This window comes from Streptococcus sp. W151 (assembly GCF_053010205.1).
Window position 1 is genome coordinate 59,347 of record NZ_JBRKNT010000001.1, and the last position, 13,474, is coordinate 72,820.

Genomic DNA, 13,474 nt, shown 5'->3' on the forward strand with positions numbered 1-13,474 from the left:
GTCTTACTTGACAATCCAAAGACAATTGAGAGGCCAGGACTTTTGTCCCAGCCTCCTTTTGGTATTAAATAAACAAACTAGCTGTTAAGATCAGATAGAGTAAGAAGGTGACTAGAAATCCAGCACGCCAGAAGTATTTGATAAATCTAGGGTAATAAAAACACTTTTTCTTTTTTAAGAAATAAATCGTTAGCCCCAAGGCTAAAAGCGAAAGGCTTAAAGCTAGCAGTGGTAAGAGGCTGTGATAAAAGGCGCTGTCTGAGATCAGGTAGTACTCTAGGGCAAATAAAGGAAAGGCAATATCGGTGGATCGCCATCCTCTTTTTTGAAGCTTAAAGAGGTGAACAATGATACCACTCAGAATCAGCGTTAAAAAAATAAATAATACAGAAGCAACTTTGATTAACATAGCTTCATTCTATCATAAAACGAAAAAAAAGTTTACTATATTTTAATTTTTTCTTGCAAAAAAAGAGAAATCGTGTATAATAGAAAGGTATGCACAAAGCATACTTGTGGGAGGTAAAAATCTGTAATTACCGCCAAAACCACAAAGGAGGATTTAAGAAATGGCTAAAAAAGTCGAAAAACTTGTAAAATTGCAAATCCCTGCTGGTAAAGCTACTCCAGCTCCACCGGTTGGTCCAGCGCTTGGTCAAGCAGGTATCAACATCATGGGATTCACTAAAGAGTTTAACGCTCGTACAGCTGATCAAGCTGGTATGATCATCCCAGTTGTGATCACTGTTTATGAAGACAAATCATTCGATTTCGTTACAAAAACACCACCAGCTGCTGTTCTTTTGAAAAAAGCTGCAGGTGTTGAAAAAGGTTCAGGTACACCGAACAAAACGAAAGTTGCAACTGTAACTCGTGCACAAGTACAACAAATCGCTGAAACTAAGATGCCAGATTTGAACGCTGCAAACATTGAGTCTGCAATGCGTATGATCGAAGGTACTGCTCGTTCTATGGGATTCACTGTTACTGACTAATTGTAACAATCCTATTTGCCCGCAATACACTTGATCAAATGACGAGTGACGTGGGAGATGAAAATCGATATGACCACATTACAAGGAGAAAGATAAAATGGCTAAAAAAAGCAAACAACTTCGTGCTGCTCTTGAAAAAATCGACAGCACAAAAGTCTACAGCGTAGAAGAAGCTGTAGCTCTTGCAAAAGAAACTAACTTTGCAAAATTTGACGCAACTGTAGAAGTTGCTTACAACTTGAACATCGACGTGAAAAAAGCTGACCAACAAATCCGTGGTGCAATGGTATTGCCAAACGGAACTGGTAAAACAGCTCGCGTACTTGTATTTGCACGTGGTGCAAAAGCTGAAGAAGCAAAAGCTGCTGGTGCAGACTTCGTAGGTGAAGATGACCTTGTTGCGAAAATCAACGATGGTTGGTTGGACTTCGACGTTGTTATCGCTACACCTGATATGATGGCTCTTGTTGGACGTCTTGGACGTGTCCTTGGACCTCGTAACTTGATGCCAAACCCTAAAACTGGTACAGTAACAATGGATGTTGCGAAAGCAGTTGAAGAGTCTAAAGGTGGTAAAATTACTTACCGTGCTGATAAAGCAGGTATCGTTCAAGCGATCATCGGTAAAGTTTCATTCGATGATACTAAATTGGTTGAAAACTTTAAAGCTTTCAACGACACAATCCAAAAAGCAAAACCAGCTACAGCTAAAGGTACTTACGTAACTAGCTTGACTTTGACTACAACTCAAGGTCCTGGTATCAAAGTGGATGTTAACTCACTTTAATAAAAATGAAAAGCTGCCTTCGGGTAGCTTTTTTTGTACGCCATTTTTATTTGCTACAGTTGGTAAAACTAATCGGATGGAAAAAAGAAAATTTTGATGGATATGACTATATAAAAAACGTAATTTATGGTAAAATAATACAGATCAAAAAAGGAGAGAGAAAATGGTAGAACCTAAGTATAAACGTATCTTAATCAAGCTATCTGGTGAAGCCCTTGCTGGCGAACGTGGCGTCGGAATCGATATCAAAACTGTCCAAAACATGGCTCAAGAAATCAAGGAAGTTCACGAACTTGGAATTGAAATTGCCTTGGTTATCGGTGGTGGAAACCTTTGGCGTGGAGAACCTGCTGCTGAAGCAGGGATGGATCGTGTCCAAGCAGACTACACAGGCATGCTCGGTACAGTCATGAACGCTCTTGTGATGGCTGATTCGCTTCAACAAGTTGGCGTGGATACCCGTGTTCAAACAGCGATTGCCATGCAACAAGTCGCAGAACCTTATATCCGTGGTCGTGCCCTTCGTCACCTTGAAAAAGATCGAATCGTGATCTTTGGTGCAGGGATCGGTTCTCCATACTTCTCAACAGATACGACTGCAGCCCTTCGTGCAGCTGAGATTGAAGCAGATGCCATCCTCATGGCCAAAAATGGGGTGGATGGTGTTTACAATGCTGATCCGAAAAAAGATGCTTCAGCTGTCAAATTTGAGGAATTGACCCACCGTGATGTGATCAACAAAGGTCTTCGCATCATGGACTCAACAGCCTCTACTCTCTCCATGGACAACGACATTGACTTGGTTGTCTTCAATATGAATGAACCAGGCAATATCAAACGAGTTGTCTTTGGTGAAAATATCGGTACAACCGTATCGAATAACGTAGAAAAATAATAGAAATAGAGGAAGATTATGGCAAACCCAATTGTAGAAAAAGCAAAAGAAAGAATGACCCAGTCTCACCAAAGTTTGGGACGTGAATTTGGTAGCATCCGTGCTGGACGTGCAAACGCAAGTCTTTTGGATCGTATTTTCGTAGAATACTATGGAGTAGAGACTCCTTTGAACCAATTGGCATCTATCACCATTCCAGAAGCACGCGTCTTGCTGATCACACCATTTGATAAATCATCTTTGAAAGACATCGAGCACAGTATTAATGCATCTGACCTTGGTATCACTCCAGCTAACGATGGATCTGTTATCCGTTTGGTCATCCCAGCTTTGACAGAAGAAACTCGTCGTGACTTGGCAAAAGAAGTGAAAAAAGTAGGTGAAAATGCTAAGGTAGCGATCCGTAACATTCGCCGTGATGCTATGGACGAAGCCAAGAAACAAGAAAAAGCAAAAGAAATCACGGAAGATGAATTGAAAGGTCTTGAAAAAGAGATCCAAAAAGTAACGGATGATGCAGTCAAACATGTAGATGAAATGACAGCTCACAAAGAAAAAGAATTGATGGAAGTTTAATCCATCTCAACCACTACAGGAAAGAAAGACTCAGTTGGCACTGCTGACTGGGTTTTATTTCCATTATTCTTGTGAAGAGGCAAGAGGAAAGAAGGAAACATGAATACGAATCTAGCAAGCTATATCATGGGAATGGTCATTGATGAAAATGATCACTTCTATTTTGTTCAAAAAGATGGCCAAACCTACGCACTTGATAAAGCAGAAGGCCCGCATCAAGTCGGAGAAAGTGTTAAGGGCTTTGCCTATGCGGATATGAAGCAAAAGCTCCGACTCACGACACTTGAAGTCACTGCAACTCAAGATAGCTTTGGCTGGGGGACGGTCACAGAAGTGCGCAAGGACCTGGGAGTCTTTGTGGATACAGGGCTTCCAGATAAGCAGATTGTTGTCTCACTAGATATCCTACCGGAGATCAAAGACCTATGGCCGAAGAAAGGCGATAAACTCTTTGTCCGCTTGGAAGTCGATAAAAAAGATCGTATTTGGGGGATCTTAGCCTATCAGGAAGATTTCCAGCGTTTGGCTCGTCCAGCCTACAACAATATGCAAAACCAAAACTGGCCAGCCATTGTCTACCGCTTGAAATTGTCTGGGACTTTTGTTTACCTTCCAGAGAACAATATGCTGGGCTTTATTCATCCGAGTGAGCGGTATGCAGAACCCCGCTTGGGACAAGTCCTAGATGCCCGGGTCATTGGATTTCGTGAGGTGGATCGGACCTTGAACTTGTCGCTGAAGCCACGCTCCTTTGAAATGTTGGAAAACGATGCCCAAATGATTTTGACCTATTTGGAAGCCAATGGAGGCTTTATGACCTTGAATGATAAGTCATCTCCAGAAGAGATCAAGGCAACTTTTGGGATTTCAAAAGGGCAGTTCAAAAAGGCTTTGGGTGGGCTGATGAAGGCCAAAAAAATCAAGCAAGACCAGTTTGGAACAGAGTTGATCTAAGAGGAGACGTATGCGTAAATCGTTTTATACTTGGCTGATGACGGAGCGCAATCCTAAAAGCAATGCTCCTAAGGCCATTCTAGCGGATCTTGCATTTCATGAGTCCGCTTTTCCCAAGCATACAGATGACTTCGACGAAGTCAGTCGCTATCTAGAAGAGCATGCCAGCTTTTCCTTTAATCTTGGCGATTTTGATGCGATTTGGGAAGAATACCAAGCCCACTAGAAAAGGACAGGTCGAGGATGGTTTTTTCTCGGCCTCTTTGTTATAATAATAGAAAAACACAGGTAGAGAGGTTCTTTATTTGCAAGAACATTCAGTTGAAATTACATTAACGCATCCAGACGATCTCTTTCATTTGTTTGGATCCAACGAACGCCATCTCCGTTTGATGGAGCAAGAATTTGGGGTAACTATTCACGCCCGGACAGAAATCGTCCAAATCATTGGGGAAGAAGAAACCTGCGAACAGGTTCGTCAGGTCATCCAGGCTCTCTTGGTCCTCGTCAACCGTGGTATGACCATCGGAACGCCGGATGTGGTGACCGCCATTACCATGGTGAGAAATCGGGAATTGGATAAGTTCATCGCTCTCTATGAAGAAGAGATTATCAAGGATAGTTACGGCAAGCCCATTCGGGTTAAAACACTTGGTCAAAAGATCTATGTCGATAGTGTCAAAAACCATGATGTCACTTTTGGAATCGGACCAGCGGGGACTGGGAAAACCTTCCTAGCTGTGACCTTGGCCGTGACCGCCCTCAAGCGTGGTCAGGTCAAGCGCATTATTTTGACGCGTCCAGCCGTTGAAGCCGGAGAAAGCCTTGGTTTCCTTCCAGGAGATCTCAAAGAAAAAGTAGACCCTTATCTCCGTCCGGTCTATGATGCTCTTTACCAGATTTTAGGGAAAGACCAAACAACTCGGATGATGGAGCGCGAGATTATCGAGATTGCGCCTTTGGCCTATATGCGGGGGCGGACCTTGGACGATGCCTTTGTCATTCTCGATGAAGCGCAAAATACCACCATCATGCAGATGAAGATGTTTTTGACCCGTCTTGGTTTTAATTCCAAGATGATTGTCAATGGGGATACCAGCCAGATCGACCTTCCGCGAAATGTGAAATCTGGATTGATTGATGCTCAGGAGAAATTGAAGAACATTTCTCAAATTGACTTTGTGCATTTCTCTGCCAAGGATGTCGTTCGACATCCAGTAGTAGCAGAGATTATCCGGGCCTACGAGCCCATCCCAAATCCAGTGCTCAAAGAAAAACTGGATGTAGAAGAAGCAGAATAAAAGAGAGGGGGACAGAAATCGGTCATTCGTTAGAATTCGATTTCGTCGTCCCACCTCCGCACAGTTGAGTAGGGCTGTAAAAGCTGATGAAATCAGCGTAGTAGAGCCCACTCAACCACTGCGTCATGTAGTTATTTCTATCATACAACGAAGGCTGGACACTTTGTGCCCAGCCTTTAAATATCAGTAATTATACTAATTCATCAATTGAAGTGAAGTCGCGCTCTAAACCAGTAGCAACGGGTTGGCTGGTGATGTGACCTTGGTAAGTAGTGACACCTTGGCGCAGGCCTTCGTCGAGGGCAATTGCCTTGTGGAAGCCATTGTCAGCTAGGGATTCGACATAAGGAAGGGTCACATTGGTAAGGGCGATGGTAGAAGTGCGAGCGACAGCCCCTGGAATATTGGCAACGGCATAGTGGAGCACGCCATGTTTTTCGTAAACTGGCTCCGTATGTGTTGTCACACGATCTGCTGTTTCAATAACCCCACCTTGGTCAACGGCCACATCGACGATGACAGAACCGGGACGCATTTGTTTAACCATATCATCTGTCACTAATTTAGGAGCTTTCGCACCAGGAATCAAGACAGCACCGATGACAACATCGGCATCACGGACGCTGGCTTCAATATTAAAGGGGTTGGACATGAGGGTTTGGATTTGGTGACCAAAGACATCCTCCAGAACGGCTAAACGTTTGGCGCTGATATCTAAGATGGTAACTTGGGCACCGAGTCCAAGGGCAATCCGAGCTGCGTGGGTTCCAACAACCCCACCTCCGATGATAGTGACTTTTCCTTTGGGAACACCTGGCACCCCACCTAGGAGGACACCAGATCCACCTTCTTGTTTGGTTAAGAAGTGAGCACCGATTTGCACCGCCATGCGTCCAGCAACCTCACTCATTGGCACCAAGAGAGGCAATTGGCCATCAAGGTCACGTACAGTTTCGTAGGCTACTCCTGTCGTTTTCGCTGCAACCATAGCGTCCGCTAATTCAGGTGCGGCAGCCATGTGCAAGTAAGTGAAGAGTAAGAGGTCTTCGCGAAGGAAACCGTATTCTTCAGCGAGAGGTTCCTTGACTTTCACCACCATCTCAGCATTCCAAGCTTCTGCAGCAGTCGCAACGATGGTTGCCCCTTGCTTAGTATAATCTTCATCCGCAAAGCCAGAACCGAGTCCAGCATTTGTTTCCACCAAAACTTGATGCCCTTTCTTCACCAAGCTTTGTACACCTGCAGGTGTCAAACCGACCCGATTTTCGTTGTTTTTAATTTCTTTTGGAATTCCAATGAGCATTCTTGCCTCCTTGCTCAGATTTAGGTGTAAAAAGGCCATTGGTGTGAGATTTCTCTCTTGACTCAATGACCTTTTCACTCCTTATCTGATTGTTTTAATTGATTTTATTGTATAGAAAAGTTGGTTAAAAAGCAAGAAAAATTTGAGCTTGCCTTCCTTTAGGTTATTTGCTAAACTAATCCCTAAGAAAGGAGTGTCAAATGGAAAATTTATATGTGAAGTTAGCGGCTTATCGTGAAGTGGAGACAGAGCGTTTGCACTTGCGTCCGGTCACTCTTGAGGATGCACCTGCTATGTTTGAGTACGCTTCTGATGAAACTGTTACGCGCTACACTTTTCCAACCAATCAAAGTCTAGAAGAGACGCGTAATAATATTGCCCTCTTTTACCTAGCGAGCCCACTTGGAAGATGGGGGATCGAGCTCAAAGAAAATGGAAAATTTATTGGGACGATTGATTTACTGGATTTGGATCTTTGTCTGAAAAAGGGGAGTATCGGCTATGTTCTGAATAAAGACTATTGGAACCAAGGTCTTGCGACAGAGGCTACCAAGGCAGTCATTGCCCTGGCTTTTGAACAGTTAGGGATGAACAAACTCATTGCCGTTCATGACAAGGTCAACCCAGCTTCTGGCCGGGTGATGGCCAAATCAGGGATGCAATTTTCCCACGAGGAAGCTTATGCGATGCTAGATCCGCATGAAGAAGGGCGAATGGTGACGAGAGTTCATTATGTCCTCACAAAGGAAGAATATTTGACAGAAAAATGAGTCAGGATATTGACAAAAGGCCTATCTCCATGATATAGTAGATAGGTACTGCTGGTTTAGCTCAGTCGGTAGAGCGCATCCATGGTAAGGATGAGGTCGCCGGTTCAATCCCGGCAACTAGCATAGTCATAGTATGAAAGAGAAGCTTCTAGATGTTTAGGCTTCTCTTTTTACGTGTAGAAGTCATCTCATAGAATGCTATTTTCAACAATTTTCAAAAAAACGTTGACAAGCACGGAAATAAGTGGTAGAGTTAGAACAACAAAGAGAAAGGAGAAAACCATCATGAACAAAGTAGATGTTTTGATGACACAATTGAATACACCACTTCTCCAATCTCAGTTGAGTTCTATGTAAAAATTGAATGAAACCCAAGATGGAGGAGTCTGTCTTGGGTTTTTTGTATGCATTTTTGCCTGCCTTAACTGAATTGGTGATAGGCATCAGAAGGCCCAAGTGTGGACTGAGCACCTACTCAGCTCCTTACTTGGGTTTTTTCTGTGCCATTTTGAAAAGGAGAATATATGATCAGAGCTATTTGGGAGTATATCAGGGAGCGCAAGTGGCGATATATCAGTATTGCTGTTGTCCTGATTCTTTATGATTACACCTTATTGATCCCGACGCAAGTTATCCAGCGTCTAGTGGATCATCTGAGTCAGCAGACGCTGACACAATCCAACTTTGTATGGGATATGGTCCTCTTGGTAGGATCAGCTATCCTCAATTACCTGACGGCTTTTTATTGGCAGTTGCGCCTCTTTCAGTCGTCAGTTCATTTCAAGGCGACCCTTCAGGGACAAGCTTTTCGTAAACTAGTAGCTATGCGGCGTCCCTTTTTTGAGAAATTCCGTTCAGGAGATCTCTTGACGCGGTTCACGACAGATGTCGATGGCATGGCCGACATGGCTGGTTACGGGATGATGGTGCTCCTATTTGGCGGTGGCTTGTTTGCCTTTATTATTCCGACCATGTTTTTTATTTCTTGGCAATTAACCTTGATTTCCTTTATTCCCATGATCTTCCTCATCGTCTCGACCTATTTTTTGAGTAGAAAGCAGGAGGATTATGTTGAGCAAAACCGGGAAGCAGTCGCTCAGTTGAATGATGAAGTCTTGGAGTCCATCGAAGGGATTCGGGTCATGAGGGCCTATAGTAAACGGGATCAGCAGGTCAAACAGTTTCAGAAGAAAACAGCCAGTCTATCCAAAACAGGGGACAAAATTGCTTCTATCCAATATTCTTTTGGCCCCTTAGCCCTGATGTTTATTGGTTTTTCGACGGTCCTACTCTTGGTATTTGAAGGTCAGTCATTAGCAAGCGGGCAATTGAGCCTTGGCAAGTTATTGGCTTTGCAGCTGTATTTGGTCTTTTTAATTGAACCTATGTGGATGATGGCGGACCTGATCTTGGTTTATCAGACAGGGCAAATGTCCTATAAAAAATTAAAAGAAGTGATTGATGAAACGGATGATCTCGAACCAGATGGTCCTAACTATTTAGAGCAGATTGATTCGGTGCAGTTTAAGGATTATTCTTTCAGCTACCCTGGTGCTGAGCGAAAGAGTTTATCAGGCATTGATTGGACCATTCAGAAAGGACAGACAGTTGGAATTGTTGGTCGTACCGGAGCAGGAAAGACTAGTCTGGTTCGACAATTCTTGCGGCAGTACCCAGTTGGTGAGGGAGAATTCTTGGTCAACCAGCAACCGATCGTGGACTACAACCGACACTCCATTGAAGCTAAAATCGGCTATGTTTCCCAAGAACATATTTTATTCTCAAAATCCATTCGTGACAATATTGCTCTGGGTAAAAATGGTGCTAGTGAAGAGGATTTGGTGGAAGCTGTAGCCCAAGCTGCTTTTGCGGATGATCTTGAGCGGATGTCTCAGGGAATGGACACCATGATTGGTGAGAAAGGGGTCTCTGTATCAGGTGGTCAAAAACAGCGGATCTCGTTGGCACGTGCTTTTTTAAGAGATGCGGATCTCTTGCTGTTAGATGATTCCCTTTCTGCAGTAGATGCGAAGACCGAACAGGCCATTATTGACACCATTCAAACAGAGCGTAAAAACAAGACGACCCTCATTGTTTCCCATCGCTTGTCTGCGGTTCATCAGGCGGATTGGATCATTGTCTTGGATCAAGGACAGATTGTAGAAGAAGGTAGAGCTAGTGATTTACTGGCTCAAGAGGGCTGGTATTATGAACAATACCAACGGCAACAAAAACAGGAAGGAGAATAAGATGAAAGTATTGAAACGATTATTATCTCGGATCACTCTTTATACGATGGTTTTTCTTTCCGGCTTTATTTGTCTCTTACTAGCCACCATTTTTTCTGAATTGTCTCCTTTTCTTCTCCAAAAGATGATCGATGGGCCTTTGACTGTACTGACCCACGGTGGAGGACAAGGGGACTTGTTTCAGATGGGGGCATTTTATCTCTTGGTCTTGAGTCTGGGACAGCTGATTAGCTACCTAGGAAATCGGATCTTATTGCATGGAAGTAATCAAGTAACCGCTAGTCTGAGAGACCAAGCCTTTCAAGTCATGCAAGGTCTGCCTATTTCTTATTTTGATGACAAGCCGGCTGGAAAGATCGCAACAAGAATTGTCAATGATACGGAGACCTTGCGGACCCAGTTTTATAATTCTTGTATGATACTAGTCATCTATTTGGTGCGATTTCTCTTTATCCTAGGGATTCTCTTTTACCTGAGTCCTATGATGGGGTTACTCTTGTGTCTGGTTTTTCCAATTTTCTATGGAATCCAGTATCTCTACAAGGTCATGACGGATCAGCCTATGAAGGATTTCTTTGATGCGAGAAGCGAGGTCAATACCCAAGTCAATGAACTCTTGCATGGTGCCAGTATGATTCAGCTCTATCATCAAGAGCCTGGTGTGGTAGAGGAGTTTGAAGCCACTACCCAGAAGATGCTAGGGGCCAATGATCGGATCCTCTTAGCTGATTCCATCGCTTCTTGGACCTTGACAGAATTGCTCAAGTTTTTAGTGATTGCAGGTATATTGACCATCGCTGGGATTTCTTTCCTACAGGGCAATATCGGTGTGACAGCTGGTTTCTTATTTATCAATATTAACTATGTCATCAATCTGTTTGATCTCATGGCTAATCTCAGTCGTCAATTTCCGAATATTCGGCGATCATTAGAGACGGGGAGTCGCGTCCTTGCCTTCTTGGATCACCCCTTAGAGCCCGATGGTGTATCGGAACTGAAGATAGAAAAGGCTCAAGTCGTGTTTGATGATGTTCAATTTGCTTATGAAGAAGGCAAGCCAGTTTTACAGGATATTGCCTTTCAGGCGAGTCCCGGGGAAACCATCGCTCTTGTGGGCCACACTGGATCGGGTAAGTCTTCTATTATGAATCTGCTCTATCGTTTCTATGATCCTCAAGAAGGAGCGATTTTGATCGATGGGCAAGATATTCGCCAAGTCTCTCGTGAGAGCCTGCGAAGCCACATGGGCATTGTTCTGCAAGATCCTTATCTATTTACAGGAACCATTGCCAGTAATGTGGCCATGAGTCAGGATCATATTGACCGTGATGCGGTCAAAGATGCGCTGAAAAAAGTCGGGGCTTGGCCCTTTGTAGAGCGCCTTGAAAAGGGAATCGACCATCCAGTCGTAGAAAAAGGATCTGCCTTTTCAAGTGGCGAGCGCCAGTTGATTTCCTTTGCGCGGACGCTCTATATGAATCCGCAAATACTGATTTTGGATGAGGCAACCTCTCATATCGATACGGAAACAGAAGAAGTCATCCAACAAGCTATGGCGGTCCTGCAAAAGGGCCGGACCACCTTTATCATTGCCCATCGCTTGTCCACTATCCAAGATGCGGATCAGATCTTAGTCTTATCTGAAGGACGCATTGTAGAGCGGGGTAGACACGAGGAACTGGTTGCACAAGGCGGGATCTATGCCCAGATGAATGCCATCCAGCAAACAGTGGTGTAAGATTATCCTGCAAAGAAAAAGTTTTAAAACCAGCCTGTATCTAGTATATAGGCTGGTTTTTGTGATATAATAAAGTGATAATAGTGAGGTGATCCAGATGTATATTGAAATGGTAGATGAGACGGGCCAAGTCTCTGACGAAATCTTAAAACAAACGCAAGAAATTTTAGAATTTGCTGCTCAAAAAATTGGGAAAGAAGACAAGGAAATGGCTGTGACTTTTGTGACCAATGAACGCAGTCATGAACTAAATCTTGAATACCGTGATACGGATCGTCCGACAGATGTCATCAGTTTAGAATACAAGCCAGAGATGGAGATTTCTTTTGACGAGGAAGAACTTGCAGAAAATCCAGAATTGGCAGAGATGATGGCGGAATTCGATACCTATATTGGTGAGCTCTTTATTTCAATTGACAAGGCGCGGGAGCAAGCGGAAGAATATGGACATAGCTTTGAGCGCGAAATGGGATTTTTGGCAGTACATGGTTTTCTTCACATCAATGGCTATGATCACTATACGCCAGAAGAAGAAAAGGAAATGTTTGGCTTACAGGAAGAGATTTTGACAGCCTATGGACTCACAAGACAATAAGCGAAAATGGAAAAATCGGGACTTCACTTCAAGCCTGGAGTTTGCGATAACAGGAATTTTCACATCGATCAAAGAAGAGCGCAATATGCGCAAGCACGCCTTATCGGCCCTTGTAGCAATGCTTGCTGGTTTGGTATTTAGGATTTCTGCGACAGAATGGCTCTTTTTATTGCTCAGCATCACTTTGGTGATTGCTTTTGAAATTATGAATTCAGCCATTGAAAATGTGGTGGATCTAGCCAGTAACTACCATTTCTCCATGTTGGCAAAGAATGCAAAAGACATGGCGGCTGGAGCGGTCCTCGTTGTATCAGGTTTTGCCTTGGTGACAGGATTGATCATTTTTGTGCCCAAATTCTGGGCCTTGGTATTTGGATAAGAGGGAGCATGCCCTCGTGAAAGGAAACTATGACATTTAAATCAGGCTTTGTAGCCATTTTAGGACGTCCCAATGTCGGGAAGTCAACATTTTTGAACCACGTCATGGGTCAAAAGATTGCCATCATGAGTGACAAGGCGCAAACAACGCGCAATAAGATTATGGGAATCTACACGACCGATAAGGAACAGATTGTCTTTATCGATACCCCAGGGATTCATAAACCTAAGACAGCTCTTGGTGACTTCATGGTAGAGTCGGCCTATAGTACCCTTCGGGAAGTCGATACCGTACTCTTCATGGTGCCAGCAGATGAAGAGCGTGGCAAGGGTGACGATATGATTATCGAACGCCTCAAGGCAGCTAAAGTGCCCGTCATCCTCGTGGTCAACAAGATCGACAAGGTCCATCCTGACCAACTTTTGGCGCAAATCGATGATTTCCGTAGTCAGATGGACTTCAAGGAAATTGTGCCGATTTCAGCCCTTCAAGGAAACAATGTTTCGCGTTTGATTGATATTTTGAGCGAAAACTTAGAAGAAGGTTTCCAATATTTCCCTGCTGATCAGATTACGGACCATCCAGAGCGTTTCTTGGTCTCTGAAATGATCCGTGAAAAGGTCTTGCACTTGACACGAGAAGAAATTCCCCACTCTGTTGCCGTAGTGGTGGATTCTATGAAGCGGGATGAAGAAACAGATAAGGTTCATATCCGTGCGACCATCATGGTGGAACGTGATAGCCAAAAAGGGATTGTCATCGGAAAAGGTGGCGCCATGCTCAAGAAGATCGGAACCCTTGCGCGTAAGGATATCGAACTCATGCTAGGGGACAAGGTCTTCCTAGAAACCTGGGTCAAGGTTAAGAAAAATTGGCGGGATAAAAAGCTGGATTTGGCTGACTTTGGCTATAACGAAAAAGAATATTAAAAA

General features: G+C 43.8%; 15 protein-coding genes and 1 tRNA gene. 14 read left to right on the top strand and 2 right to left on the bottom strand.

Features of this window, described 5'->3' with window-relative positions; all coding sequences use genetic code 11:
• Nucleotides 1–64: 64 nt before the first annotated feature.
• A complete protein-coding gene (locus ACVC7Q_RS00285) occupies nucleotides 65–409 on the bottom strand; it encodes a DUF3397 family protein (protein ID WP_049474322.1) in 345 nt (114 codons plus the stop codon).
• Nucleotides 410–569: 160 nt separating this feature from the next.
• Between ACVC7Q_RS00285 and rplK the strand changes: the two genes are divergently transcribed.
• The 7 genes from rplK to ACVC7Q_RS00320 all read left to right on the top strand — a co-directional run bounded on the left by rplK (nucleotide 570) and on the right by ACVC7Q_RS00320 (nucleotide 5,508).
• Entirely contained in the window at nucleotides 570–995 is a 426-nt protein-coding gene (rplK, locus tag ACVC7Q_RS00290; RefSeq protein WP_003005369.1) for a 50S ribosomal protein L11, read from the top strand.
• A gap of 97 nt (nucleotides 996–1,092) precedes the next feature.
• Entirely contained in the window at nucleotides 1,093–1,782 is a 690-nt protein-coding gene (gene rplA / locus ACVC7Q_RS00295; protein ID WP_003005355.1) for a 50S ribosomal protein L1, read from the top strand.
• 163 nt (nucleotides 1,783–1,945) lie between these two features.
• Entirely contained in the window at nucleotides 1,946–2,677 is a 732-nt protein-coding gene (gene pyrH / locus ACVC7Q_RS00300) for a UMP kinase (RefSeq protein ID WP_003005706.1), read from the top strand.
• Between the two features lie 18 nt (nucleotides 2,678–2,695).
• On the top strand, nucleotides 2,696–3,253 hold the full coding sequence (gene frr, locus ACVC7Q_RS00305) for a ribosome recycling factor (protein WP_003005165.1): 558 nt from the start codon (nucleotides 2,696–2,698) through the stop codon (nucleotides 3,251–3,253).
• A 99-nt stretch (nucleotides 3,254–3,352) separates the two neighbouring features.
• Nucleotides 3,353–4,207, top strand: a complete 855-nt coding sequence (cvfB, locus tag ACVC7Q_RS00310; protein ID WP_447264384.1) for an RNA-binding virulence regulatory protein CvfB — start codon at nucleotides 3,353–3,355, stop codon at nucleotides 4,205–4,207.
• A gap of 10 nt (nucleotides 4,208–4,217) precedes the next feature.
• Nucleotides 4,218–4,433 carry a YozE family protein gene (locus ACVC7Q_RS00315; protein WP_003005127.1) on the top strand — a complete coding sequence of 72 codons (216 nt, stop codon included), beginning with the start codon at nucleotides 4,218–4,220 and terminating at the stop codon, nucleotides 4,431–4,433.
• A gap of 79 nt (nucleotides 4,434–4,512) precedes the next feature.
• The gene (locus ACVC7Q_RS00320; protein WP_447264385.1) at nucleotides 4,513–5,508 is read left to right on the top strand and encodes a PhoH family protein; all 996 of its coding nucleotides are present in this window, start codon (nucleotides 4,513–4,515) and stop codon (nucleotides 5,506–5,508) included.
• Nucleotides 5,509–5,698: 190 nt separating this feature from the next.
• Here the strand turns inward: ACVC7Q_RS00320 and ald are convergent, their stop codons facing one another.
• Entirely contained in the window at nucleotides 5,699–6,811 is a 1,113-nt protein-coding gene (gene ald, locus ACVC7Q_RS00325; protein WP_447264386.1) for an alanine dehydrogenase, read from the bottom strand.
• A gap of 200 nt (nucleotides 6,812–7,011) precedes the next feature.
• On the opposite strand from ald, the gene ACVC7Q_RS00330 reads away from it, so the two are divergent.
• The 7 genes from ACVC7Q_RS00330 (at nucleotide 7,012) to era (ending at nucleotide 13,471) form a co-directional block, all read left to right on the top strand.
• The gene (locus tag ACVC7Q_RS00330; protein ID WP_447264387.1) at nucleotides 7,012–7,581 is read left to right on the top strand and encodes a GNAT family N-acetyltransferase; all 570 of its coding nucleotides are present in this window, start codon (nucleotides 7,012–7,014) and stop codon (nucleotides 7,579–7,581) included.
• 50 nt (nucleotides 7,582–7,631) lie between these two features.
• Nucleotides 7,632–7,704 (top strand) — tRNA-Thr (locus tag ACVC7Q_RS00335).
• 401 nt (nucleotides 7,705–8,105) lie between these two features.
• The gene (gene tetA(46), locus ACVC7Q_RS00340; RefSeq protein WP_447264388.1) at nucleotides 8,106–9,830 is read left to right on the top strand and encodes a tetracycline efflux ABC transporter Tet(46) subunit A; all 1,725 of its coding nucleotides are present in this window, start codon (nucleotides 8,106–8,108) and stop codon (nucleotides 9,828–9,830) included.
• A 1-nt stretch (nucleotide 9,831) separates the two neighbouring features.
• Nucleotides 9,832–11,568 carry a tetracycline efflux ABC transporter Tet(46) subunit B gene (gene tetB(46), locus ACVC7Q_RS00345; protein ID WP_447264389.1) on the top strand — a complete coding sequence of 579 codons (1,737 nt, stop codon included), beginning with the start codon at nucleotides 9,832–9,834 and terminating at the stop codon, nucleotides 11,566–11,568.
• A 97-nt stretch (nucleotides 11,569–11,665) separates the two neighbouring features.
• Entirely contained in the window at nucleotides 11,666–12,163 is a 498-nt protein-coding gene (gene ybeY / locus ACVC7Q_RS00350; RefSeq protein WP_447264390.1) for an rRNA maturation RNase YbeY, read from the top strand.
• Nucleotides 12,144–12,542, top strand: coding sequence for a diacylglycerol kinase family protein (locus ACVC7Q_RS00355; protein WP_049514264.1), 399 nt, complete (start codon nucleotides 12,144–12,146; stop codon nucleotides 12,540–12,542). The genes ybeY and ACVC7Q_RS00355 overlap by 20 nt, the downstream gene beginning before the upstream one ends.
• Before the next feature lie 29 nt (nucleotides 12,543–12,571).
• Nucleotides 12,572–13,471 carry a GTPase Era gene (era, locus tag ACVC7Q_RS00360; RefSeq protein WP_447264391.1) on the top strand — a complete coding sequence of 300 codons (900 nt, stop codon included), beginning with the start codon at nucleotides 12,572–12,574 and terminating at the stop codon, nucleotides 13,469–13,471.
• Nucleotides 13,472–13,474: the final 3 nt, after the last annotated feature.

Excerpts from the sequence above, each read along its gene's own strand:
- ACVC7Q_RS00285 (WP_049474322.1), bottom strand. The coding sequence starts at position 409 with ATGTTAATCAAAGTTGCTTCTGTATTATTTATTTTTTTAACGCTGATT.
- rplK (WP_003005369.1), top strand. The coding sequence starts at position 570 with ATGGCTAAAAAAGTCGAAAAACTTGTAAAATTGCAAATCCCTGCTGGT.
- rplA (WP_003005355.1), top strand. The coding sequence starts at position 1,093 with ATGGCTAAAAAAAGCAAACAACTTCGTGCTGCTCTTGAAAAAATCGAC.
- pyrH (WP_003005706.1), top strand. The coding sequence starts at position 1,946 with ATGGTAGAACCTAAGTATAAACGTATCTTAATCAAGCTATCTGGTGAA.
- frr (WP_003005165.1), top strand. The coding sequence starts at position 2,696 with ATGGCAAACCCAATTGTAGAAAAAGCAAAAGAAAGAATGACCCAGTCT.
- cvfB (WP_447264384.1), top strand. The coding sequence starts at position 3,353 with ATGAATACGAATCTAGCAAGCTATATCATGGGAATGGTCATTGATGAA.
- ACVC7Q_RS00315 (WP_003005127.1), top strand. The coding sequence starts at position 4,218 with ATGCGTAAATCGTTTTATACTTGGCTGATGACGGAGCGCAATCCTAAA.
- ald (WP_447264386.1), bottom strand. The coding sequence starts at position 6,811 with ATGCTCATTGGAATTCCAAAAGAAATTAAAAACAACGAAAATCGGGTC.
- ACVC7Q_RS00330 (WP_447264387.1), top strand. The coding sequence starts at position 7,012 with ATGGAAAATTTATATGTGAAGTTAGCGGCTTATCGTGAAGTGGAGACA.
- ybeY (WP_447264390.1), top strand. The coding sequence starts at position 11,666 with ATGTATATTGAAATGGTAGATGAGACGGGCCAAGTCTCTGACGAAATC.
- ACVC7Q_RS00355 (WP_049514264.1), top strand. The coding sequence starts at position 12,144 with ATGGACTCACAAGACAATAAGCGAAAATGGAAAAATCGGGACTTCACT.
- era (WP_447264391.1), top strand. The coding sequence starts at position 12,572 with ATGACATTTAAATCAGGCTTTGTAGCCATTTTAGGACGTCCCAATGTC.